This is a genomic window from Mesorhizobium sp. ESP-6-2, assembly GCF_020164675.1.
Lineage (GTDB): Bacteria > Pseudomonadota > Alphaproteobacteria > Rhizobiales > Rhizobiaceae > Mesorhizobium.
This window is the reverse complement of the sequence record NZ_JAIUGT010000002.1, coordinates 95188-118945: the sequence shown is the minus strand read 5'-3', so window position 1 is coordinate 118945 and position 23758 is coordinate 95188. Positions and strand designations below refer to the sequence as shown.

Below are 23758 nucleotides of genomic sequence, written 5' to 3'. Positions count from 1 at the left end.
GGGAATTTCCCAAATTGGGAAATCAAGGTCCCTGTCAGTGGCAGGAAACGGGTGGCGACGCGGGTCGTCTGCGGCTTCAATGCCGGCATGTTCATCACCCTTGCCAAGAATCTCAAACCCGCGCCGCTGCCGGTGGCCGACGATCCGCGCTGGACGCAAGTCGTGGCGCGCGACAAATCGGCTGATGGCAGCTTCTGGTATTCGGTGGCCACGACCGGCGTCTATTGCCGGCCCTCCTGCCCGTCGCGGCGCGCCAACCCGAAGAACGTGCAGCTCCACGACACTCTGGACGAGGCCAGGGCGACCGGCTTTCGCGCCTGCCGGCGCTGCAATCCCGACGGACCTTCGCTCGAGGCTGGCAACGCCGCGATGGTGGCCGAGGCCTGCCGCAGGATCGAACAGAGCGAGGAAGAACCGTCGCTCGGTGAACTGGCCGCCGCCGCCGGCCGCAGCGCCGGCTATTTCCACCGCACCTTCAAGGCCGTTACCGGCCTGACGCCGAAGGACTACGCGGCCGCCCGGCGCGCCGAAAGGGTGCGCCGGGGCCTGGAAGACGGCGCCAGCGTGACAATGGCGATCTACGATGCCGGCTTCAATTCGAGCGGCCGCTTCTATGAGAAGTCGACCGGCATGCTCGGGATGACGCCGACGCGTTACCGTGCCGGCGGCGCCAGCGAGGAGATCCGCTTCGCCGTCGGCGAATGCTCGCTCGGCGCCATCCTTGTCGCGTCGAGCAGGAAGGGCGTCGCCGCGATCCTGCTCGGCGACGAACCGGACGCGCTGGTGCGCGACCTGCAGGACCGTTTCCCCAAGGCGCGCCTGATCGGCGCCGACCGCGACTATGAGGCGCTCGTCGCCCGCGTCGTCGGCTTCGTCGAGGCTCCAAGGCTCGGTCTCGACCTGCCGCTGGACCTGCGCGGCACCGCGTTCCGGCAGCGGGTCTGGCAGGCCCTGCGCGATATCCCGGCCGGCCGCACCGTCTCCTATGCCGAGATAGCAGGGCGCATCGGTGCGCCGAAAGCGATCCGCGCCGTTGCCGGCGCCTGCGCCGCCAACGCGCTCGCGGTCGCCATTCCCTGCCACCGCGTGATCCGCAAGGACGGCGCCCTGTCCGGCTACGCCTGGGGCGCCGAGCGCAAGCGCGCGCTGCTCGGCCGCGAGGCCTGAGGAGGACCGGCAATGCGCGCGACGGCAAGGTCTTCCACTACCGGTGCGAACATCCAGCTCCCCAACGGCGCCGCCGTCAGACGCGCCGAAGATGCCAAGTCGCTGGTGATGGCAGCCATCGGCAGACTTGTCGATGGGAGCAAGGCCGAGTGGAGCCGCACGGCGACCGGTGAGATCGAACTGAGGCTGGAATCAGGCGAGGTGTTCCTGCTGGGCGAGGTCGCGGTCACCCGTGTCGCCTGAGTACACTCAGCGCTCTACGCCGCGCCCCGCCGACTTTCGCCGTTCAGATCCTGGATTTGAATTTGAAAGCAAGCACCGGAGTGAGCGCGGCGAACCATCGCTGTAGGTTCAGGCACAGATCAAGGAGTGAAAACAATGAACCTCATGCAAGCCAATATCCCGGCAACAGCCTCCAACGCTGCCGCCCTCGGCACCATCGCCTATGCCATCGGCCAATCCGCGATCGGCAACATCCTGGCGGCGCGCAGCCATATCGGCGTCTGCGCCATTCTGATCGGCTCCGACGCCGAGGCGCTGGAGCAGGACCTCGCCAGCCGCTTCCCCGGTAGGATGCTGGTCGAGGACGAGACCGCCTTGCAACACGATCTCGCGGCGATAGCACGCTTCATCGAAACGCCCGCCGCCGGTCTCGAGCTGCCGCTCGACATCAGCCACGGCACACCGTTCCAGCAGCGGGTCTGGGAGATGCTGCGCGCGATTCCGTGCGGTGCCACGATCACTTATACCGCCCTAGCTCAACGCCTCGGCCAATCGAACGGCGCCCGCGCCGTGGCGACCGCCTGCGCCGCCAACGCGATCGCGCTCGGCATTCCCTGCCACCGCGTCGTCCGCGCCGATGGCACGCCCTCCGGCTACCGCTGGGGCACTGAGCGCAAGCGCGCCCTGCTCGACAGGGAGGCCGCGATATGAATGCCCAAGCCAAGGTTGCGGCATCGGTGGTGAAAGCCGCCGAGGGACGCGTTGCTACTTACGACTGGCCAGCCCTAGCCGCCGAACTCGACGGCTTCGGCTGTGCGGTGATGGAAAAGCTGCTCACGCCGCAGGAGTGCCGGCAGATCGCCGGGCTCTATTCGGACGAACAGCATTTCCGCAGTCATGTCCACATGGCCAGGCACGGCTTCGGCAAGGGCGAATACCGCTATTTCCGCTACCCCTTGCCGGACCTGATCGGCGGGCTGCGCACGGCGCTCTATCCCAGGCTCGCCGAGGTCGCCAACCGGTGGAACGAGCGCATGGGCATCGCCATGCGCTATCCCGAAACGCATGCCGCCTTTCTCGAACAGTGCCACGCCGCCGGCCAGGTCAGGCCGACGCCGCTTCTGCTGCAATACGTGCCCGGCGACTTCAACTGCCTGCACCAGGACCTCTATGGCGACCTCGCCTTTCCGCTGCAGGTGGCGATTCTGCTTTCAGAACCCGGCGAGGATTTCACCGGCGGCGAGTTCGCCCTGACCGAACAGCGACCGCGCATGCAGAGCCGGGTGGAAGTGGTGCCCTTGCGCCAGGGCGATGCCGTCGCCTTCGCCGTCCACAACCGGCCGGTGCAGGGCACCAAGGGCAATTACCGGGTCAATTTGCGCCACGGCGTCAGCCGCCTACGCTCGGGCATGCGGCACACGGCGGGCATTATTTTTCATGATGCGAAGTGAGCCCGGTCGGGGAGCCGTATCGGCGGATATCATCTCCATTATCCACGGACAGGCATAATGCTTGCCGATGCCGTCGATCACTCCGCCATCGGCATGGATCCGCACCAGATGTGCGGGCCGCCAGACGTCGCCATGCGGCCTTTCCAGCACCAGCACCAACTCCGCGCCGATCGCACCCGGCCGCACCTGCGGACTGGTCCGCTTGCCGGCATTGGCGGCAAGCGCCGCGCAGTGGTTCTTGTTTGCCTCGCTCGGCGCTCGCCATGATGGTCTTCTTGCCGGTTGCAGGTCGCGCGGTGCGCGGCCATCGGAAGCAGAGACGGACGAGCGGCCAAAAAGGATACCTGACGGCGATGTTTTTTGCCGGGCGGCTCAAGCCGCGCCGCTGAACATCGCCACGTGGCGCCGGGCGAATTCGAGGAAGGGCGTCGGGCGCACGCCGAACATCTCATGCGTGGCCAGATGCACCCGCGATTTCGGCCGCCGCCGCCGCTCGGCCAACTGCTCATCCAGCGCATCGGCGAACTCGGCTGGAATGCCGGCCGCCAAAAGATTGCACCGCCGCTGCTCCGGGCTGATGTCGACATAGCGGATCGGCTTGCCGGTCGCCTGCGATATCCGCGCCGCGATGTCGCTCATGGTCAGCGCCTCCGGCCCCGTCATGTCGAGCCGCTCGTCGGCGTGTCCGCCATCGCGCAACAGCCGGAACGCCACCTTGGCTATGTCCTCGACATCGACCGGCGACAGTTCGGTCTCGCCGAGCGCGAGGTAAAAAGCGCCCTCGGCGGCGATGGTCGGCGCATCGCGCAGATAGACCTGCATGAATTGGCTGGGGCGCAAATGCGTCCAGACCATGCCGGCGCCTTCCAGATAGCGCTCGATTTCCTCATGCATGCGAGTGAAGCGGAATTTCGTCGCGTCATAGCCGATGTTGGATTCCGCGCCGGAAAACTTCACCACATGCGCGACGCCGGCCTTTCTGCAGGCGTCGATGAAACGACACTGCGTCTCCGTCATATCCTCGGCTGCGGTCGAAATCATCAGCACGCGCTCGACGCCGTCGAGCGCGGCGCCAAGCGTTTCGGCCCGGCGCATGTCGCCTTCGACCAGTTCGACGCCGGCGAGTCGGTCCAGCCCTGACGCCGAGGCCCGCGCGGGATCACGCAGCAGCGCCCTCGCCGCATGTTTGTGCCTCGCGAATTCGCGCATGATGGCTTTTCCGTTCAGGCCCGTGGCACCTGTCACCAGGATCATGGTCTTGTCTCTCCGTTCAGCGTTGATGCGAGCCGCCCTGCCGGCGGACCGCACGCTGAAGACGAAGAGAGCCGGGCAAAGGATTCCATCCGCACGTCTTTTTGGCGGCGCAGGGCTTACGCCACCCTGTCACCCCGCTGGCGCATATCGGCTCACCACCATGCCGCAGGCATAGGATTTCGAGCCGAGCAGCCGCAATGTCCGGAACCCGCCTTGGTCGAAGATGCGGCGTCCGGCGCCAAGCACCGCGGGGTTGATGAACAGCTGGAACTCGTCGACCAGCCCGGTCGCGATCAGCGCCGAGGCGAAGCCGGCGCCGCCGAACACCGCGATGTCGCCGCCCTCGCCGGCCTTAAGCGCGCCGACCTCCCGCGGCAGGTCGCCGCTGACCACTGTCGTGCGCTCCCATCGCGAGGCCTTGAGCCTGTCGCTCGGCACCACCTTCTTCGCCTCGACGATGCGCTGGGCGAAAGCGTAAAACGGGTCGCGCGGATATCTCTTCGCCGCATTGCCCCAATGGGTGAGGTAGCCTTCCTCGGCCATCTTGCGGCTCAAGAGGATGGTATCGACGCCGGCGAAGACGGCGTTGAAATCCCGTTTCAGCTCCTCGTCCCAGGCGCTGTCGTCGCCCCATTCCCAGAGCTGCCAGCGATGATCCGCGTCGGCGCCGACAAAACCGTCGACCGACATCTGCATCTGGAGGATCAGCTTTTTCATCATGGTTCTCCCGGTCAAAGGGCCGAGCGGCTCATTTTACCCGCCCGGCTGGCACGGCTGTCGATGATTTACATTTGGAACTATTGACCTGAGATGAAAATGATGTCAATAGTAAAGCGATTTAAAAATGGAACCATATACATGTCGACACGGGACCGGTCCGGCTGCCCCATCAACCTGTCGCTCGAACTGCTCGGCGACCGCTGGACGCTGCTCATCATCCGCGATCTGGTCTTCGCCGGAAAAAAGCACTTTCGCGAATTCCTGCAATCCGATGAGGGCATCTCCTCGCGCACGCTGGCCGAGCGCCTCCAGACATTGCAGGACGAAGGCATCCTCACCCGCAGCGGTGATCCCACGCACGGGCTGAAGGCGATCTATCGCCTGACCGAGGCCGGCATCGACCTTGTGCCCGTGCTGGCCGCGCTCGGCGCCTGGGGCAGCAAGCACCGCAAGGCCGACGATCATCTGGCAAGGATCGCCGATACGCTCGCTGCCGGCGGCGAGCCGGCGCTGGAGCGCCTGAAGCAGGCGCTGCGGGCGGAGCATCTCGGTTAGTGGATGTCGCCAAAGCGGACTCGGGAACAGCGACACGCATACGCGCGTTGGAAAGCGTGTGACGGCCCTCTGTCCGGAATAGCGCAAAAACAAGCAATTGGAGCGGTTGCGTGATGCATTGCACCACGCCGGCGACGAGCTATGGCGTGCGCAATATGTCGGCGCCCGCCTGCTCATCGAACAGCACGGCGCAGCCGCATTGCAGCGCGACTTCACTCAGCGCATTCGCGACCGTTTCGTCGGCCGAGACGAAATCGCCGGTCAGCACCCGCAATTCCTCCACGGCCCTGGCCATCGAAACCAGCCGCCCCGCGGCGCGGTCGGTCGAGCAGGCGTTGACGACGCAAACCAGATCGATCATTTCAAAGTTGCCCATGCCAGCCTCCGCACGCGGCGCCCTTCGGCCCGTCAACGCGATTGTGAGCGACAATGTTCCGGCGGATCGCGACCTCGCTTGACAGAGAGCAACGTTTGTTCTCTTTATGTTCGATATTCTACAACGTGGCAAGGAACCGGGGATGGAGCCCACCATCCTGCATGCCGATCTCGACGCTTTCTATGCCTCGGTCGAGCAGCTTCTCGATCCGTCGCTGCGCGGCAAGCCGATCGCGGTCGGCGGCGGCGTCGTGCTCGCCGCCTCCTACGAGGCCCGGGCCTTCGGCGTGCGCGGCGGCATGCCGGGGCGCAAGGCGCGCGAGCTCTGCCCGCAGTTGATCTTCGTCGGCGGCAATTTCCGCGACTACCAGCGGCTCGGCGACGCCGCGATGAAGGTGCTCGACGATTTCACGCCGCTGGTCGAGCGCATTTCCATCGACGAGGCCTTCGCCGATGTCGCCGGTTGCACGCATCTGTTCGGACAGCCGCGGGAGATCGCCTCGACCATTCGCCGACGCGTGCGAAGCGAACTCGGCCTGCCGATCTCGATCGGCGTGGCGCGCACCAAGCACCTGGCCAAGATCGCCTCGCAGGTGGCCAAGCCCGACGGACTGGTGGTGGTCGAGCCCGGCACCGAGATCGCCTTCCTGCACGATTTGCCTGTCTCCCTGATGTGGGGCGTCGGCCCGGCGACCAAGGCGCGGCTGGCCGAGATCGGCATCGAGACCATCGGCGAACTGGCCAGGACGCACAGCGGCGCGCTGGCGCGGCTGCTCGGCCCCGCCGCCGGCGAAAAGCTCGCCGCTCTGTCGTGGAACCGCGACCCGCGCAAGTTGGAAACACATCGCCGCGCCCATTCGGCCGGTGCCCAGTCGGCGCTTGGCCGCAAGCCGGCACTGGAACGCGTCTACATCCCTGTCCTGCTGCATCTGGCCGACCGCGTCGCCAGCCGGCTGCGCGCCAAGGCGCGCCCCGGCCGCACGGTGACGGTGCGCGTGCGCTTCGCCGACCTCAGCGCCGTCACCCGCTCGATCACATCAGACCAGCCGATCTCGGCGACGGTGATGCTGGCCGAAATCGCGATAAACCTGGTGCGCGGCGTGCTTGCCGACCATCCCCATGACAGGACGATTTCACTGCTGGCGATCTCGGTCTCGCATCTGGAGGAAAGCGCCGAGCTGCAGCTCGAACTGCCGCTCGGCCTCGCCGACGAAAAGCGCCGCCCCGGCACCAAAAAGGGGCTCGCGCGCTTCGACGCCGACCGCGCCATCGACAAGATCCGCGAGCGCTTCGGCAAACGGGCCGTCGGCTACGGCACCGTGGCGCTGGAGGCCGCCCGCTCCGTGCCCGACGAATTCAGGGAATTGGCGCAGAAGGAGCTGTGAGCGGCTGGAGTAAGATGCCAGGCGTGGCTCCATCGCCGTCCGGCACCGCCGGGGTCCGCGATGTTAAAATACTATCGCACTGGCGCAGCGCGCTCGTCACAGAGAGGCTAAAATTTCATTGCGACGGCGGTCGCATCGCTGCGCCGCCGGCGCGACGCCATGGCGTTCTTCACACTCTGATGGCGCGCAGGAAATGCAGGCCGAGCCAGTTGAGCGGGCCGCCTTCGATGCGCTCGAACCCTGCTTCCGCCAGTGGTCCGCGAAGGTGGTCCAGGTCGAACTGGCCATGCCGGCCGTGCCTTGCCGACGCATGTCTGCGCTCGCTTACCGGCCCTGCATAGTCGATCAGCAACAGCCGTCCGCCCGGGGGCAGGACACGCGCTGCTTCGCGCAGGCAGAGGCCGCGCCTCGCCTCAGGCACCATGTGCAGCACGGTCGTGAAGGTAACCACATCGAAGCGCCCGTCCTCGAACGGCAGCTTGGCCGCATCGGAATGGTGAAACGGGATCTCGAGGCCCGCCCGGCTCGCCTTGCGACGAGCCGCGGCAAGCATCTTTTCGGAAACGTCGAGGCCAACCACCGATCCACCAGGTTGCACCCGGCGCCAGGCTGAAATCGCCTGCGTGCCGGTGCCGCATCCGACATCGAGCAATTGGAAACCCGGCGCCAAACCGGCCAGGTCGAGCAGATCTTCCCGATAGGCCCGGTCCCGCCCGCGCGTGAGGATGAGAAGCAACAGGTCATAGAGGCGCGGAAAGCCGATGCCCTTGTTTGCTTGCGGGCCGCCTGCGCCCTGGGCCCGAGCAATGTGCGCTTCGCTTCGCAGATGGTGCATGTCCGTCGTCCTTTCCTTCAACGGTGCCGGGACCGGCCAACGCCGTGACAGCGTCTGCCGAACTGGCGAAACTTCGAAACAATAAGTATGATAATGGACATGCTGTCCGGGATTTCGACGGACGATGCGGACGGAACATCCATTACCGGACAATCCGCATCCATCGTCCCGGAAAAGCTTGCCTGGAGAGCGCTCCAGGTGTGCGACCTGGCAACGGAGGGAGCATGCCACAAAGGATTGACCGGCGGGCCGCCCGAACGCGCAGGGCTCTTCACGAAGCGCTGCTGAGGCTCATGCTGCGCAAGGGCTACGAGGCCATCCTGGTCCAGGACATCATCGACGAAGCCGATGTCGGCCGCTCGACGTTCTACGCGCATTATACCGGCAAGGAGGACCTGCTGCGCAGCGGGTTCCAGAGGCTTCGGGAGGAACTCAAGGAAGCACAAGCGCAGGTGGACGCGAGCGCCCGGGTGCCGAACGATACGCTGAGCCTCAGCGGGACCATGTTCGAACACGCGGCCCGCTACGCCGACCACTACCGGACAATGATTGGCGGGCGGGGCGGCGCCGTGGCGGAGAACGAAATTCGCCAGGCCTTGTCAGAAATGGTGCGGCAAGAGCTGCCCCCTGTCCTCTACGGCGATTCCATTCCGCGCGACTTCGTCGTGCAATTCATCGTCGGCGCTTTCATCACGACCCTCAATTGGTGGTTCGAGCGCAAGCCGAAACTGCCGCCGTCTCAGATCGATTCCATGTTCCGGAGCCTGGTGCTGGACGGGCTCGCCTCCTCGGTGGGCGAGCGCCCGCGGACAGGTCGGCTTGCCGCGGATGGCGGCGCGGACTGACGGGCAAGCTGCGCCGCGACTTGATGAACATGGCCTAGCGGGCAAGATTCGGAAAATAGCTCTGCGGACCCCGATCTCGAATTGGATAATGCCGCGCTGTCCGCTCATGCACTTGCAAGGGATAGCGCTCTTGGCTGGCCCGCTTCGGCGCTGATCGTGCCATCGACAGGATCCGTGAGCGCTTGGGCAGGCACGCCGTCGGCTACGGCACCGTGGCGCTGGAGGCCGCCCGCTCCGTGCCCGACGAATTCAGGGAATTGGCGCAGAAGGAGCTGTGAGCAGGAACGGCTGCGCACGCCTACGGGCTTCAGAGCCGCGCCGTGCCGAAAACCCGATCCCAGAATATCGACGTCACGCCGAAATTGACGTTTTCGTCGACATGATGATGCAGCGCGTGGCGGCGCTTGAGCGTGTAGAGATAGCTCGGATGGGTGGGATGCCAGTGATGGATCATGTGGTGGATGCTGATGTACCAGAGGTAGCCCAGCATCAGCCCGCAGCTCGCCGCGCTGGCGACCGCGAAATCCGAGATCATCCATAGGGGCAAGAACGCGACAAGCGCATGCACGCCGAGGCTAAGCCAGGTCGGCGTGCCCACCGGACTGCGCTCCTCGACATGATGGCGGGCGTGCAGATCCCTGATCCAGGGAATGTGGTGAAGGACGAACCGGTGCATGACATATTCGATCAGCGTCCACAGGCACAGGCACGCCAGCGCTGTCGCCAGCCAGCCTGGCGCGCTCTCTTCGCCGGCCTCGATAAGCCCGGCCACCGCCAGCACGGCGATCGCCAGCGGGTAAACCACGAAGTCGCTGTAGTATCCAATGAGACCTAGTTCCATCGGAGCAAGCCTTCAACGCCGAAGCGATAGATTGCCGAACGCGCGGGCGGGGAGCACCGCGGATGCGCCTGACATAGCGTCGCAATCACCTCGCGCAAGGTCGGCGGCAACGATTTGGAAGCAGTCAGCCGGCTGTTGCCCCTCGAAACCAGCCTCGCAACGAGCTGAAAAATGGCGGAACGCAGCGCAGTCTCTCGATCGCCGTCAACAGCGCGGCACCGTCGGCGTGGCCGCGACGGCGTGCTTCACATTCGATGATGCAGGAAATGCTGAGCACGCCCTCACGCGAACCGCGCCGCTGTCCACGCCCCACCCGCCGCGTTGGACTCCACCGCCGCAGCCACGAACTTCACGCCCCGCGCGCCGTCGACCACATCGGGCACCTGCGCCGCCCGAGCCGCATCGACGGCAGCGCCCGAACGATGCGCGCGGATGATGTCGGCGGCGTCGCGGTAGAAATTGGCGAAGGCCTCGATATAGCCCTCGGGGTGGGCCGCCGGCATGCGCGACACGCGCCGGCTCTCTTCCGTAGACCCATGGCCGCCGCGCACCAGCGTGCGGGTTTCCTCGCCATATCTGGAGAAGCGCAGTTCTTCCGGCCGCGTGCCCGACCATTCGAGCCCGGCCTTGTCGCCATAGATGCGCACGGAGAGATCATTATAGTGGCCGGGCGACGTCTGGCTGGCCAGGATCGTCCCGCGTGCCCCGCCCGCCCAGCGCACCAGCACATGCGCGTTGTCGTCGAGCCGGCGTCCCGGCACGGCGGTGAACAGGTCGGCCGACACGGTCTCGGCCTCGCGGCCGCTGATGAAACTCGCCAGGTTGAACGCATGCACGCCGATATCGGCCAGCACGGCCGATTGTCCGGCGCGCGCCGGGTCGGTGCGCCATTCCGCCTGCTTCTGGCCGTCGGCGTCGATCGGCCTGGTCAGCCAGTCCTGGATATAGGCGCCGTGCACGGAGACGATGCGGCCGAGCTCGCCCGCCGCGACCATCTCGCGCGCCTGGCGCACCATGGCGTAGCCGGTGTTGTTGAGGGTGACGACGAAGCGGCGATTTTTCTCCCGCGCCAGCGCCACCAGGGCTTGCGCCTCGCCCAGCGTCGTCGACAGCGGCTTGTCGCAGATCACATCAATGCCGGCTTCGAGAAAGGCTGTCGCGACCGGCGCGTGCAGGTGGTTGGGCGTGACGATGACGACCGCCTCGATGCCGTCCGGGCGCGCCGCCTCCGTTTTTGCCATCATGCGATAATCGGCATAGCTGCGCTCCGGCGCGATGCCGATCTCGGCGGCCGAGGCGGCGGCGTTCTCGGGGTCGGACGACAGCGCCCCGGCCACCAGCGCAATCTGGTCGTCGAGCCGCATGGCGAGGCGATGCACGGCGCCGATGAAAGCGCCCTGCCCGCCCCCTACCATGCCGACCCTCAGACGCTGGCGCGTCGATCCGTCCGATGTTGCGTAGACCATGTTTTCTCCTCCTGCGGATCACCTGTCGCGTCGTCATCCTATGGCGAAGCAAGGAGCGAAGCGACGCGCCGAAGACCATAGGATCCATTCCGTGATCTCAAAGCGCTGCCACGGTACAGAATTTTGCTCCGCTGCATCCCTTCGATGGATGTCGCGGCATGGATCCCAGGGTCTCCGCGACGCCGCTGCGCGGCTGCTTCGCCCTGGGATGACGAAGTGGCGGAGGCTCCGGCCAATCGTCTACCGTCGCAGCGAACAATCCATAGCGCCAGCCGCAGCTCTTCAACCGTCATCACTCCACCGGCCCCTCCAATCGAACACGATTTCCAATTTCCATATTGTAAAACGATCGTATCGCGCTAGCCTGAAATCATGAGCGGGGCGCGCAAATCATCCGGACCGCCGGTTGCCGACGAGGCGGCGACCCGCAAGCGCGGGCGCTCGCTGGCGACGCTCGGCTACATCCAGCCGCGGACCTATGAGGAATTGCGCGCGGTGCTGTCCTCCGGCACGGTGCATTTCCCCAAGCGGCTGCGCCAGGTCGCCATCTTCCTCTGGCAGCATCCGAGCGACGTCGCGCTCGGCACCATCGCGCAGGTGGCCGCGCAAGCGGGCGTGCAGCCTTCGACGCTGGTGCGCTTCGCCCAGATCTTCGGCTATGCCGGCTTTTCCGATTTCCAGGGCTTGTTCAAGGACCATGTCAAGGCGTCGTGGCCGGAAGGGCGCGGCCAGGAACGCACGGCGCCCGAAGCCAATGCCGATCTGCATTTCCTGCGCGGCCTGGTCGGCGCCTCGCAGGCCTCGCTCGGCCGCATCGAAGCCGGCTTCGATATCGAGAGCTTCGAGAAAATGGTGGCGCTGCTTTCGGCCGCCGAGCTGATCTACGTCATCGGCTCCAAGCGCGCCTTTCCCGTCACCAGCTATCTCTCGCTGACGTTGTCGCAGCAAGGCGTGCGCAATGTGCTGGTCGACAATGTCGGCTCCACCGCGCTCGACCAGGTCGGCTGCATCGACAGACGCGATGTGGTGTTAGCGGTCTCCTTCAGCCCCTACAATTCGATCACGCCCGACCTCGTCGCGGTCGCCCATGAGCGGCGCGCGCGGATCGTCACCATCACCGACAGCACTTTTTCTCCGCTGGTCAAGTTCTCGGACACCTGGCTGGAAGTGGTGGAACAGGACTTCGCAGGCTTCCGCTCGCTGGCGGCGTCGCTCGCCGTCGGCATGGCTTTGGTCCATGGCGTCGTGGCCCAACGGGCAGAATGATTGCGCGATTGACTAACGGGAACTGACATTCCATATTTCCAGAAATAGAAACTTTGTTCCGGGAGGAGGAATGGAGCTTCAGCTCGACGGCAAGATGGTGCTGGTCACCGGCGCGACGCAAGGCATCGGCCGGGCGGTCGCCGAAACGCTGGCGCGTGCCGGCGCCGGCGGCCTGCTGATCACCGGCCGCGATGCGAAGCGCGGCGATGCGGTGGCGGCGGACTTGTCGGCCATGGGCACGCCCACCGCCTTCGTTGCCGCCGATCTCGCCGATCCGCAAGCCCCTGCCCTTGTGGCGCAGGCCTGCATCGACCACTTCGGTGGCATCGACGGCCTGGTCAACGCTGCCGGCCTGACCGACCGGGCCTCCTTCCTCGATGCGACCCCCGACGACTGGGCCTCGCTGTTTGCCGTCAATGCCCGCGCCCCTTTCTTCCTCATGCAGGCGGCGATTGCCGACATGCGGAAGCGGGGCCAGGGCGGCGCGATCGTCAACATCCTGTCGATCAATGCCCATTGCGGCTCGCCCGAGCTCGCCGTCTATTCCGCCACCAAGGGCGCGCTGGCGACACTGACCAGGAACGCTGCCAACGCCCACCGCTTCGACCGCATCCGCGTCAACGGCATCAATGTCGGCTGGACCGATACGCCCGCCGAGCGCGTCATGCAGGCCGAGACGCTCGGCCACGGCGCCGGCTGGCTCGATGCCGCCAACGCCGCGCAGCCCTTCGGCCGGCTGTTCTCGGCGGAGGATGTGGCCAGGCTCGCCGTCTTCCTTCTCTCCGACGCTGCGGGACCGATGACCGGCGCGCTGATCGACCAGGAACAGTGGGTGATTGGAGCCAACCGGTGAGCACAGCCGCGCCCGAGACGCTCGGTCCGGCCTTGCTCGGCCGCCTGCCGGCGACGGTGCAAAAGCCCGACTACGACCGTGCCTTGCTCCAGGCAGGCATGGCGCACCTCGGCGTCGGTGCCTTCCACCGCTGCCACCAGGCCGAATACACCGACGACCTCCTGGCGCGGAGCTTCGGCCGCTGGGGCGTGGTCGGCATCAACATCCGTCCGCCGGCGCTCGCCGATACGCTCGGCCGTCAGGACGGGCTCTACACCAGGCTCATCCGCCAGGATTCCCGTGTCGAGGCCCGCGTCATCGGCAGCATCGTGCGCGTTGTCGACAGCCAGGCGAGCGCCATGCCCGCGCTCGAAGTGCTCTCCTCCCCGGACATCGAATTCGTGACGCTGACCGTGACCGAAAAGGGCTACTGCCATATACCGGCCAGCGGCGCGCTCGACCTCGACCATCCCGACATCGTCCACGATCTCGCAAACCCGCTGACGCCGCGCAGCGTGCCCGGCATTCTGGCGCGGGCGCTGGAGCAACGCATGGCCGCGCACGGCCGGCCGCTGACGCTGCTCTCCTGCGACAACATCCCGGCGAACGGCACCATCCTGGAAAATGTCGTGCGGACTTTTGCCGAACGGCGCGGCAACGGCCTTGCCGGCTGGATCGCGGCCAATGCCGCCTTCCCCTGCGCCATGGTCGACCGCATCGTGCCCGCGAGCACGCAGGCCGATCTCGACGGTGTCGAGCAGCTTTTCGGCTACCGCGATGGAGCCGTCGTCGCCGGTGAGCCGTTCCGGCAATGGGTGATCGAACAGAAATTCGCAGGGTGCGCGCCGCACTGGGACCTGGTGGGGGCAACCTTCGTCGACGACGTCACGCCATTCGAGCATCTCAAGATGCGTGTGCTGAACGGCGCTCAGACGACGCTCAGCTATCTCGGCGTGCTGGCCGGCCTCGAACACACTTTCGACGCGATTGCGGACCCGCTGCTGTCAGCCTTCGTGCGCCGCATGCTCGTCGAGGAGACGCTGCCAACGTTGAAGCCGGTGCCGGGCATGGACCCGTCAGCCTATGTCGAGCAGAGCCTTGGCCGTCTGCAGAATACCGCGATCCGCCACCGCAATCACCAGATCGCCACCGACGGCTCGCAAAAGATCGTGCAGCGCCTGCTCAACCCGATCCGTGATCGGCTGCGCGAGGAAAAAAGCATTGCGCTGCTGTCGGTGTCCGTCGCCGGCTGGATGGCCTATCTGATCCAGGCTTCATCCCGGTTCGGCCGGCGCTGGCCGGTGTCGGACCCCTATGCCGGCAAGATTGCTGGCATAGCGGAGGCAAGCGGACGTGACGTCCCGGCGCTGGCCGCGGGCATCCTGGCGATCGACGCCATCTTCGATCCCGCCCTCGCGGCCAACGACATGTTTCGCAAGGCCGTCACATCGGCGCTCGACGGGCTGTTGTCGGACGATCCGATGGCAACCGTCAGGCATGCATGCGCGCAACCGGCAGATGAGCGGTTGAAGCAGCCGGCACGATCTGCATAGTAGGAATCGGTCGTGAATTCACGACCAGGGGAGGCACTATGAGGCTTGGACTGCTCACCGCACCGTTCGCGGAGACGCCGCTCGACGCGGTCGCCGACTGGGCAAGCTCGGCCGGCTTCGAGGCGCTGGAAATCGCCTGCTGGCCGAAAGCCTCGGGCGCCACCCGCCGCTATGCCGGTACAAGCCATATCGACGCCGCCGCGACCTCGCCGGCGCAAGCCAGGGACATCGCGGCAAACCTTGCCGGCAAGGGGCTGACCATTTCCGGTCTCGGCTACTATCCCAACCCGCTGCATCCCGATGCCGCCCACCGCAAGACGGTGATCGACCACCTGAAGCAGGTGATCGTGCTGGCCGCGAATATGGGCGTGCCCTTGGTCAACACCTTCTGCGGCGGTGATGCCTCGAAGACCGTCGACGTCAACTGGCAGCACGCGCTCGAGGTCTGGCCCGACATCGTCGCCCATGCGCGCGACCACGGCGTCAAGCTCGCTTTCGAGAACTGCCCGATGATCTTCAGCTATGACGAATGGCCGGGCGGCCACAACATCGCCTATTCGCCGCTGGTTTGGCGCCGCATTCTCGAAACCTGGGGCGGCGATGTCGGCATGAATTTCGATCCTTCGCACCTTGTCTGGCAGATGATCGACCAGGCCCGCTTCATCAGGGAATTCGGCCCCTACATGCTGCATGTCCACGCCAAGGACCTGATGATCGATCATGATGGTTTGTACGAGCGCGGAATCCTTTCGTCTGGCATAGGCTGGCAGGTGCCGCGCATGCCGGGGCTGGGCGATGTCGGCTGGAACGGCTTCTTCTCCGGCCTTTACCGTGCCGGCTATGACGGCCCGATCATCATCGAGCACGAGGACCGGTGGTTCGAGGGCAGCGACGATAAGGTCAAGCGCGGTTTCCTGCTCGCGCGGGACGTGTTGCGACCTTTCGTGAAATGACGGCGGAAAACTGAAACGGAAACTTGAATTACGCCACCTGAATCTCTTTCTGCGCGGCGCGGTGTAACGACTTGGAATTGAAATGAAAATCAAAGTGGAGGAAATCTGAAATGAAGAAATACCTGACCATGGCGCCGCTGCCCATTGTTCCACTCCTTGCCGGCGCTGCCTTGCTGGCCTCGATGGGCGCCTCGTCCGCCGAGGGCAAATACACGATCGGCATCTCCAACACCGTGCAGGGCAATGGCTGGCGCGAGGAGATGGTCTGCGCCATGAAGGCGCAGGCGCTGGCCTCCGGCGAAGTGACCAAGCTCAACATCGCCCACCGCAACACCGACGCCGCCGGGCAGCTCGAGGACATCCGCAACCTTATCAGCGCCAAGGTCGACGCCATCGTCGTCAATCCGGCTGATCCCGCCGGCATCAAGGCGGGGCTGGAGGAAGCCACCAAGGCCGGCATCGTTGTCGTCGCCGTCGACCAGGCGGTCACCGAACCCTCGGCCTACATCATCTCCAACAACCAGGAACAATATGCCTATCTCGGCGCCAAATGGCTGTTCCAGCAGATGGGCGGCAAGGGTGAGGTGTTTTACATGCGCGGCGCCGCCGGCGCCTCGGCCGACAGCGACCGCGACAAGGGCTTCAAGAAGGCGCTGGCCGAATTCCCCGACGTGAAGGTCGCACAGGAAGTGTTCACCGGCTGGCAGCAGGACCAGGCCAAGCAGCAGATGCTGTCCTTCCTCGCCACCGGCACGCCCTTCAACGGCGTGTGGACCTCGGGCATCGACAACGTCATCGTCGACGCGCTGGTGGAATCGCAGGCGCCGATGGTGCCGGTCGTCGGCGCCGACAATGCCGGTTTCGTCGGCCAGCTGAATTCGGTCAAGGACCTCGTCGGGGCAGCCGTGACCAATCCCGGCTCGATCGGCGGCGCCGGCGTGACGCTCGCGCTCCAGATCCTCGACGGCAAGAAGCCGGCGCAGCAGACCGTTCTGGTCGAGCCGCAGCTCTGGGAAAACGCCACCGAGGAAGGCAAGGCCAAGCTGAAAGCCGCCGCCGATCCGTCGCTCAGCCCGGAATGGCCGGTCTCGATCTCGATCCCGGACTGGACGACGTACACCAAGGAGCAGATCGTGGCCTGTAAGGGCCCGGGCGAGTAAGCTGGACGAGACGCCCTTCTTCCTTCTCCCTTGTGGGAGAAGGTGGATCGGCGCGCAGCGCCGAGACGGATGAGGGGTGTTCCAGCGCAGTGAGACGTTAGCGTTCCCTGGAGCACCCCTCATCCGACCTCGCTTCGCCAGGCCACCTTCTCCCACAAGAGAAGGGAAGGCCGCCGCCGGAACTGCCAATCTCTCCCCTTGAGGGGAGATGTCCGGCAGGACAGAGGGGGGCGCCGTAGAGCGCCAACTCACCCGAATTATCGGCTCTATAAAATTCTTGAACAGATTCACCCGAGAACAACACGTTTTGACATCAAACCCGTTGCCGAAAAGCCCCCTCCTCGACGCCTCCGGCGTCGCCAAGAATTACGGCGCGGTTGCCGCGCTGCGCGACGCGTCGCTGTCCGTGCTGCCGGGTGAGGTGCATGCCCTGATGGGCGCCAATGGCGCCGGCAAGTCAACGCTGGTGAAGATCCTGACCGGCGCGGTTCCTGCCTCGGCCGGGCGCGTCCTGATCCGTGGCGAGGCGCGCGACATACGCTCGCCCGCCGCCGCGCGCCGCGCTGGCCTTTTGCCGGTCTACCAGGAACCGTCGCTGATCCCCGATCTAGACATACTGTCCAATCTGCGGCTGACCGGTACGCCCGTCGAGCCGTTCCGTGCCTGGGTGCGCGAACTCGGCATATCAGACCTCGACCTGCGCGACACCGCGCGCGACATTCCGCTGGCGGTGCTGCGCGTGCTCGACCTGGCGCGGGCGCTCGCCGTCGAGCCCGACGTGCTGCTGCTCGACGAGATGACCGCGGCGCTCCCCGCCAATCTTGCCGAAAAGGTGCTGGAAGTCGTGCGTCGCCAGGGCGACAGCGGCCGCGCCGTGATCTTCATCTCGCACCGTTTCGTCGAGATCTCGGCGCTCTGCGACCGCGCCACCGTGCTGCGCGACGGCGCGACCGTCGGCGTTCTCGACATCGAGCCCGGCGTGGAGGAAAAGATCGTCGAGCTGATGCTCGGCGCCCGCATCGAGAAGACCAAGATGGCCGCACGCGCCGCCGGCCAGGCCGCCACGTCGGCCCCTGCCCGCCCGCGTCTCGCCGTGCGCAATCTGCGCGTCGGCACCAAGCTCAACGACGTCTCCTTCGATCTCGCCGATGGCGAGGTCGCCGGCGTCGTCGCGCTCGAAGGCCAGGGCCAAGATGAATTGTTCGCCGCCCTTGCCGGCTCGATCAAACCGTCCGGCGGCACCATCGAGGTCGACGCCCAGCCGGCGAAATTCACCCATCCGATCGACGCCATCCGCGCCGGCATCGCCTATGTGCCGGGCGACCGCTCCGAAGCCCTCGCCATGCAGCGCTCGGTGCGCGAGAACATCGCGCTGCCCTTCAGCGCCGCCTTGCGCAACTGGGGGCCGATCGCCATGCGCAAGGAGCGCGCCACGGTGGCGAGCGCCATCGCGCGCCTCCAGATCGACACCCGAGCACAAGGCGAGGTGCAGCGCCTGTCCGGCGGCAACCAGCAGAAAGTGACCATCGCCCGCTGGATCGCGGCGGATGCCCGCACCATCCTGTGCTTCGACCCGACGCGCGGCATCGATGTCGGCACCAAGCAGGAAATCTATAAATTGCTGCGTGAGCTCGCCGGCCACGGCAAGTCGGTGCTGTTCTACACCTCGGAACTCGAAGAGGTGCAGCGCGTCTGCGATCGCGTCATCGTCATCTTCGGCGGCCGCGTCGTCGATATCTTCCCGGTCGAGGAGGCGGACGAGCCGGCACTGATGCGCGCCGCCTACGGCCTGCGGCGCGGCGCCAAGGCCGATGTCGGCATCTTGGCGGACCCCACAGCAAATGCCCCCGATGCACCGGAGGCGACGCCATGAGCCATCTCCTGCGCCGCCAGGGCTGGGTCGCCGGCCTGTTCGGCCTCCTCATCGTGCTGTTCGTCGTCACCAAGCTGATCCAGCCTGGCTATGGCAGCGGCGATTTCGGCTCGCTGGCGCGGGCCGTCTTGCCCTACGCCTTTGCCGTGGCCGCGCAGACCGTCGTCGTCATCGCCGGCGGCATCGATCTGTCGGTCGCCGCCATGATGGCGCTGACCAGCGTCACTGCCGCCTCGATGATGGCCGGCGCCTCGGAAGAATACGCGCTGTTCGTGGTGCCTTTCGTGCTGGCCATGGGTTTTGTGCTTGGCGCACTCAACGGCCTGCTCATTGTCGTCACCCGCGTCCCCGACATCGTGGTGACGCTCGCCATGCTGTTCGTGCTGCAAGGGGCGGCCCTTCTGGTGCTTGGCGCGCCGGGCGGCGCCGCCGCCGAATGGCTGAAGGCGATGATTTCAGGCACCGTGCCGATACCGGGCCTGCCGCAGAGCATCGACGCCTGGCTGCCGAAGGCGCTGCTGGTGCTGATCATCTGTCTCTGTATCGTCTGGATACCGCTGAGGCGCTCGCGCCTCGGCCTGTCTATCTACGCCATCGGCTCGAGTGAGCTGGCAGCGTTCCGCAGCGGCGTGCCGGTCAAGCGCACCCGCATCATCGCCTATGCGCTGTCGGGCCTGTTCGCGGCCATGGGCGGCCTGGCGCTGACCATGAGCACCGGCATCGGCGCGCCCATTCCCGGCCCCTATCTGCTCGCCAGCGTCGCGGCCGTGGTGCTGGGCGGCGTGGCGCTGGGCGGTGGCAAGGGCGGCCTGCTCGGCCCCATCGTCGCCGTCTTCGTGCTGCGCCTGGTGCGCACCGACCTCACCCTGCTTGCCATCGACCCCAACGTCACCGCCATCATCGAGGGTTTGATCATGGTCGCCGTGGTGATGTTCGGCGCGTTTATTACGATGCGGGGGCGGCAGTCGTGAGTGGTGCCGTGAGGCTGACGGAGCTGGATGTTAGCGTTCCTTCGCGCCCCCCTCTGTCCTGCCGGACATCTCCCCCACAAGGGGGGAGATTGGCAGTTTCGGCGCCCCTCTCATTTCTGCAACGTCGGAGATTGGCGAAAGCCGCGATGACAGCCAATCTCCCCCCTCGTGGGGGAGATGTCCGGCAGGCCAGAGGGGCGCGCCGTAGAGCGCCATTCCTCCCCAGCCTCGGCACCGGCCCAACCCAAGCACGAGCCACCTCATGAGCACCACCGCGATCACCCCTGTCCCCCTCGGCCGCCGCGTCAAACGCTTCATGGCCGACCGGCCGCTGATCCCGCTGATCATCCTGCTGGTCATCCTGGTTGTGATCTTGCAGATCCTGCGCCCCGGCATCGTCAACGAGCGCTGGATCGCCAACACCGTCAAATTCGCCATCCCCTTGGCGATCCTTGCCGGCTGCCAGACCATGACGATGCTGACCGGCGGCATAGACCTTTCGGTCGGCACGGTGGCGACGATGAGCGCCTTCATCATGGCTACGCAAGCCGTCAACCAGGACCCGGCCGTGGCCTTCCTCCTGGCGATGATGCCGGCGGTGCTGATCGGCCTGGTCAACGGCATCGGCGTCGGCGTCTTCCGCGTCCACCCGCTGATCATGACGCTGGGCACCAGCCTGATCGGCACCGGCTTCCTGCAGGTCTATCAACGCACGGTGATCGCCTCGGGCGCCAAGATCCCCGATTTCCTCGCCTGGCTCGGCACCGGCGTGACCGCAGGGTTTCCCAACGCGCTGCTTCTGTTCGTCCCCGTCGCGGTGCTGATCGTCTTCGGCCTCAACCGCACCGGCTTCGGCCGCCTGCTCTATGCCGTCGGCGACAATGAGCGCGCGACCCGCCTTTCCGGCGTGCGCTACTGGCAGGTCATCACCGCGCTCTACGTTCTCTCCAGCCTGCTCGCCGGCATCACCGGCCTGCTCTATATCGGCTTGATCAAGGCACCTTCCCTGTCCCTTGCCGAACCGCTCGTGCTGCCCTCCGTGGCCGCCGCCGTCATCGGCGGCACCTCCATCTTCGGCGGCCGCGGCGGCTATGCCGGCACCATCATCGGTGCGCTGATCCTGACCGTGCTGACGACGCTGCTGACGATTTTACAGATGCCGGAGGGGGCAAGAAGGATCCTGTTCGGCCTGATCGTGCTGTTCGTGACCGCGGCCTATCTGAGGATCGTGGAGGAGCGGTAGGGAGGGGCCGCCGGCCCATCCCTCGAAAAGGCTAACGCAGTGACGGGGCTCACTTCACCGTGATGCTCATGCCGCTGAGATCGGCGTTGACTTGCAGCCCTACCTGCCTGCCCGTGAGCTCGAGCTGGGCGCCCTTGTCGTTGGTCATGACGATCACCTGGGCGCCCTTGCCGAGCGCGCCGCCGCCGCCGGCCGCGCCATAGACCCCCGTCACGTCCCGGGCGCGCTTGATATGACGCACAGTGCCCCGGAAATAGGTCTTGGAGGCACCGAAGGCGAGGCCGCCCGAGATGCCGCCGACCGAGATCGGATATCGGCGGCCGTGGAAGGTCAGCGTGCCCTCGCCTCCGGAGCCACCGACGAAGAAAGCCGCCTTGTAGATGGAGAAGCGGATCGTTCCGGTGTCGGCCTGCGCGGCACTGGCAAAGCCAACGCCCGCGGCGGTGATGACGGCAATCGCGACTGAACGAAATCTGGACGAAATATTCATGACGAAGCGCTCCTCAAGATTGCCGCCTACCGGCCGGGCCGGGACGTCGGCGTCGCATCGAAGTTCATGGCTAAACAGTCTCGCCCATCATTGGTTCCAAGTACACCGTCTCGCTCCGGCTGCGAGGAGACCGTCGCGAAACGGGCCCGGCGGCTGGCGAATTGTCCAGCGGCTGCTGGCGGCATCGCGGATTGAGCATGGGAGCACGGGAAGAGCCATGGCGCCGTCTGAAGCGGGCCTGGTGAAACCTTTTGATTTTTAGGCCGTTGTCGCCGTTACATCCGAGGCTAAACTCATGGCGAAATCGATCGACGGCGCCAAACGGCGCAAGGCAGAGAAGTCGCGCCGCCAGGAGAAGGCCTCGACTGTCGAAGCTGCGTCCGAGGTCGTCGGCGAGGCCGCGCCGCCGCCCGGCGCCATCGAACCCGGTCCGGAACTGACGCCGGAGGCGGCCGAGCAGGCGCGCAAGCGCTACCTGCTGAGGCGCTTCTGGATCAGCGCGCGCGGCTACTGGAGCCGGCGCGGCGACAAGTTGGCCTGGCCGTTCACGATCGGGCTCTTGATGCTGATATGCATCAATGTCGGCTTCCAGTATGGGATCAACATCTGGAACCGCTCTATCTTCGACGCCATCGAGAAACGCGACGCCCACACCGTCTATGTGCTCAGCGCCGTATTCCCGCCGCTCGTGGTCGGAAGCGCAAGCCTTGTCGTTACACAGGTCTATCTCCGCATGACGATCCAGCGCCGCTGGCGTTCCTGGCTCACCACGGCGACCATCGCGCGCTGGCTCGCAGGCGGCCGCTACTATCAACTGAACCTCGTGGGCGGCGACCACACGAACCCCGAGGCCCGAATCGCGGAGGATTTGCGGATTGCCACGGAATCGCCCGTCGATTTCATTTCCGGTGTGATCAACGCGTTTCTGTCGGCCTCGACCTTCATCCTGGTGCTGTGGACGATCGGCGGGGCGCTGACTTTGCCTATCGGAAGTGCGAGCGTCACCATTCCCGGCTTCCTCGTTGTCACCGCGGTGATCTATGCCGCCATCACCTCCACCTCGATGGTGGTCATTGGCCGCCATTTCGTGCGGCTCTCCGAGCAGAAGAACCAGGCGGAAGCCGATTTCCGCTACACGCTGACGCGCGTGCGCGAAAACGGCGAGAGCATCGCTTTGCTCGGCGGCGAGGAGGAGGAGCGCAGCGGCATCGAAAAGACGTTCGGCACGGTGCTCCGGCAATGGGCGCTGCTGACAGGCCAGCACATGCGCACCGCGCTGGTGTCGCAGGGGTCGAGCCTGTTTGCGCCGGTCGTGCCGATCCTGCTTTGCGCTCCAAAATTTCTCGAAGGCAGCATGACCCTTGGACAGGTCATGCAGGCTGCCTCCGCCTTTGCCATCGTGCAGGGCGCGTTCGGGTGGCTGGTCGACAACTACCCGCGTCTCGCCGATTGGAACGCCTCGGCACGGCGTATCGCCTCGCTGATGATGTCGCTCGACGGGCTGGAGCGCGCCGAGCAGAGCGATGCGCTGGGACGCATCAAGCACGGCGAAACCGAAGACGGTGCGATGCTCAGCCTGGACAATCTCTCGGTGTCGCTGGACGACGGCACCGGCGTGGTCAAGGAAACCGAGGTCGTGGTCGAGCCCGGCGAGCGGGTGCTGGTATCAGGCGAATCCGGTTCCGGCAAGAGCACGCTGGTGCGAGCCGTCGCGGGTCTGTGGCCGTGGGGTGGCGGCAGCGTCGATTTCCACCCCGGCAGGCGGCTGTTCATGTTGCCGCAACGTCCCTACATCCCTTCCGGGACGCTGCGGCGCGCAGTCGCCTATCCGGCCGCCGCCGACAACTGGACGCTGAAGAAGATCAACGCCGCCCTCGACAAGGTGGGGCTCGACTACCTGACCGGCAGGATCGAGGAAGACGCGCCTTGGGACCAGACCTTGTCGGGTGGCGAAAAGCAGCGCCTCGCATTCGCGCGCCTCCTGCTGCACCATCCCGACATCATCGTGCTGGATGAAGCGACGTCGGCCCTCGACGAGAAGAGCCAGGACAAGATGATGGAGACCGTCATCCATGAACTGCCGAAGGTGACGATCATAAGCGTCGCGCATCGCGCCGAGTTGGAGGCCTTCCACAGCCGCAAGATCACGCTGGAGCGGCGCGAGGGCGGCGCGAAGCTTGTCAGCGATATCGATCTTGGCCCGCGCAAGGGCAGACGGAACTTGCTCGGGCGCGCCCTGTGGGGCTCCGGCACTCCGGTCCAGAGGCCGCGTGATCTGGACTAAACCGACTTCGTCCCTCC

The 23758-nt window shown here is 65.8% G+C and carries 24 protein-coding genes; 17 read left to right on the top strand and 7 right to left on the bottom strand.

What is annotated here, in order from left to right; all coding sequences use genetic code 11:
• Window positions 1–87: 87 nt before the first annotated feature.
• From ada to LB532_RS05570, 5 genes are all read left to right on the top strand, one after another.
• Window positions 88–1167: a bifunctional DNA-binding transcriptional regulator/O6-methylguanine-DNA methyltransferase Ada gene (ada, locus tag LB532_RS05590; RefSeq protein ID WP_140642906.1), complete on the top strand. Its 1080-nt coding sequence runs from the start codon at window positions 88–90 to the stop codon at window positions 1165–1167.
• A 12-nt stretch (window positions 1168–1179) separates the two neighbouring features.
• A complete protein-coding gene (locus LB532_RS05585; protein WP_140642840.1) occupies window positions 1180–1410 on the top strand; it encodes a hypothetical protein in 231 nt (76 codons plus the stop codon).
• Window positions 1411–1545: 135 nt separating this feature from the next.
• On the top strand, window positions 1546–2100 hold the full coding sequence (locus tag LB532_RS05580) for a methylated-DNA--[protein]-cysteine S-methyltransferase (RefSeq protein ID WP_140642838.1): 555 nt from the start codon (window positions 1546–1548) through the stop codon (window positions 2098–2100).
• The gene (locus tag LB532_RS05575; RefSeq protein WP_140642837.1) at window positions 2097–2840 is read left to right on the top strand and encodes a 2OG-Fe(II) oxygenase; all 744 of its coding nucleotides are present in this window, start codon (window positions 2097–2099) and stop codon (window positions 2838–2840) included. Before LB532_RS05580 ends, LB532_RS05575 begins: the two co-directional genes overlap by 4 nt.
• Window positions 2841–2897: 57 nt before the next feature.
• Complete coding sequence (locus tag LB532_RS05570; protein ID WP_181169476.1) at window positions 2898–3107, top strand: hypothetical protein; 210 nt, start codon at window positions 2898–2900, stop codon at window positions 3105–3107.
• A gap of 105 nt (window positions 3108–3212) precedes the next feature.
• Here LB532_RS05570 and LB532_RS05565 read toward each other — a convergent pair whose 3' ends face one another.
• Both LB532_RS05565 and LB532_RS05560 read right to left on the bottom strand, forming a co-directional pair.
• Window positions 3213–4094, bottom strand: a complete 882-nt coding sequence (locus tag LB532_RS05565) for an SDR family oxidoreductase (protein WP_140642835.1) — start codon at window positions 4092–4094, stop codon at window positions 3213–3215.
• Window positions 4095–4223: 129 nt separating this feature from the next.
• The gene (locus LB532_RS05560) at window positions 4224–4811 is read right to left on the bottom strand and encodes a dihydrofolate reductase family protein (protein ID WP_140642833.1); all 588 of its coding nucleotides are present in this window, start codon (window positions 4809–4811) and stop codon (window positions 4224–4226) included.
• Window positions 4812–4952: 141 nt separating this feature from the next.
• Between LB532_RS05560 and LB532_RS05555 the strand changes: the two genes are divergently transcribed.
• On the top strand, window positions 4953–5369 hold the full coding sequence (locus LB532_RS05555; protein WP_140642831.1) for a winged helix-turn-helix transcriptional regulator: 417 nt from the start codon (window positions 4953–4955) through the stop codon (window positions 5367–5369).
• A gap of 139 nt (window positions 5370–5508) precedes the next feature.
• Here LB532_RS05555 and LB532_RS05550 read toward each other — a convergent pair whose 3' ends face one another.
• Complete coding sequence (locus LB532_RS05550; protein ID WP_140552234.1) at window positions 5509–5745, bottom strand: hypothetical protein; 237 nt, start codon at window positions 5743–5745, stop codon at window positions 5509–5511.
• A gap of 142 nt (window positions 5746–5887) precedes the next feature.
• On the opposite strand from LB532_RS05550, the gene dinB reads away from it, so the two are divergent.
• Window positions 5888–7129 carry a DNA polymerase IV gene (dinB, locus tag LB532_RS05545; protein ID WP_140642830.1) on the top strand — a complete coding sequence of 414 codons (1242 nt, stop codon included), beginning with the start codon at window positions 5888–5890 and terminating at the stop codon, window positions 7127–7129.
• A gap of 169 nt (window positions 7130–7298) precedes the next feature.
• Here dinB and LB532_RS05540 read toward each other — a convergent pair whose 3' ends face one another.
• Entirely contained in the window at window positions 7299–7964 is a 666-nt protein-coding gene (locus LB532_RS05540; RefSeq protein ID WP_140642828.1) for a class I SAM-dependent methyltransferase, read from the bottom strand.
• Between the two features lie 224 nt (window positions 7965–8188).
• Here LB532_RS05540 and LB532_RS05535 point away from each other — a divergent pair, with 224 nt between their 5' ends.
• Window positions 8189–8809: a TetR/AcrR family transcriptional regulator gene (locus tag LB532_RS05535; RefSeq protein ID WP_140642827.1), complete on the top strand. Its 621-nt coding sequence runs from the start codon at window positions 8189–8191 to the stop codon at window positions 8807–8809.
• Window positions 8810–9116: 307 nt separating this feature from the next.
• Here LB532_RS05535 and LB532_RS05530 read toward each other — a convergent pair whose 3' ends face one another.
• Both LB532_RS05530 and LB532_RS05525 read right to left on the bottom strand, forming a co-directional pair.
• Window positions 9117–9650, bottom strand: a complete 534-nt coding sequence (locus tag LB532_RS05530; RefSeq protein WP_140642826.1) for a sterol desaturase family protein — start codon at window positions 9648–9650, stop codon at window positions 9117–9119.
• Window positions 9651–9931: 281 nt separating this feature from the next.
• Complete coding sequence (locus LB532_RS05525) at window positions 9932–11116, bottom strand: Gfo/Idh/MocA family protein (protein WP_140642824.1); 1185 nt, start codon at window positions 11114–11116, stop codon at window positions 9932–9934.
• A 372-nt stretch (window positions 11117–11488) separates the two neighbouring features.
• Here LB532_RS05525 and LB532_RS05520 point away from each other — a divergent pair, with 372 nt between their 5' ends.
• From LB532_RS05520 to LB532_RS05485, 8 genes are all read left to right on the top strand, one after another.
• A complete protein-coding gene (locus tag LB532_RS05520; RefSeq protein WP_140642822.1) occupies window positions 11489–12382 on the top strand; it encodes a MurR/RpiR family transcriptional regulator in 894 nt (297 codons plus the stop codon).
• 70 nt (window positions 12383–12452) lie between these two features.
• A complete protein-coding gene (locus LB532_RS05515) occupies window positions 12453–13235 on the top strand; it encodes an SDR family oxidoreductase (RefSeq protein WP_140642820.1) in 783 nt (260 codons plus the stop codon).
• A complete protein-coding gene (locus tag LB532_RS05510; protein ID WP_140642819.1) occupies window positions 13232–14767 on the top strand; it encodes a mannitol dehydrogenase family protein in 1536 nt (511 codons plus the stop codon). Before LB532_RS05515 ends, LB532_RS05510 begins: the two co-directional genes overlap by 4 nt.
• 38 nt (window positions 14768–14805) lie before the next feature.
• A complete protein-coding gene (locus tag LB532_RS05505) occupies window positions 14806–15720 on the top strand; it encodes a sugar phosphate isomerase/epimerase family protein (protein WP_140642817.1) in 915 nt (304 codons plus the stop codon).
• Between the two features lie 110 nt (window positions 15721–15830).
• Window positions 15831–16880 (top strand): ABC transporter substrate-binding protein, encoded by a 1050-nt coding sequence (locus tag LB532_RS05500; RefSeq protein WP_140642815.1) that lies wholly within the window; start codon window positions 15831–15833, stop codon window positions 16878–16880.
• Between the two features lie 322 nt (window positions 16881–17202).
• Window positions 17203–18753 carry a sugar ABC transporter ATP-binding protein gene (locus LB532_RS05495; RefSeq protein ID WP_140642814.1) on the top strand — a complete coding sequence of 517 codons (1551 nt, stop codon included), beginning with the start codon at window positions 17203–17205 and terminating at the stop codon, window positions 18751–18753.
• On the top strand, window positions 18750–19724 hold the full coding sequence (locus LB532_RS05490) for an ABC transporter permease (RefSeq protein WP_140642812.1): 975 nt from the start codon (window positions 18750–18752) through the stop codon (window positions 19722–19724). The genes LB532_RS05495 and LB532_RS05490 overlap by 4 nt, the downstream gene beginning before the upstream one ends.
• A gap of 262 nt (window positions 19725–19986) precedes the next feature.
• Window positions 19987–20967, top strand: coding sequence for an ABC transporter permease (locus LB532_RS05485; RefSeq protein ID WP_140642810.1), 981 nt, complete (start codon window positions 19987–19989; stop codon window positions 20965–20967).
• A 49-nt stretch (window positions 20968–21016) separates the two neighbouring features.
• Here LB532_RS05485 and LB532_RS05480 read toward each other — a convergent pair whose 3' ends face one another.
• Window positions 21017–21457, bottom strand: a complete 441-nt coding sequence (locus tag LB532_RS05480; protein ID WP_140642809.1) for a hypothetical protein — start codon at window positions 21455–21457, stop codon at window positions 21017–21019.
• 295 nt (window positions 21458–21752) lie between these two features.
• Between LB532_RS05480 and LB532_RS05475 the strand changes: the two genes are divergently transcribed.
• Entirely contained in the window at window positions 21753–23741 is a 1989-nt protein-coding gene (locus tag LB532_RS05475) for an ABC transporter ATP-binding protein/permease (protein WP_140642808.1), read from the top strand.
• Window positions 23742–23758 lie beyond the last annotated feature (17 nt).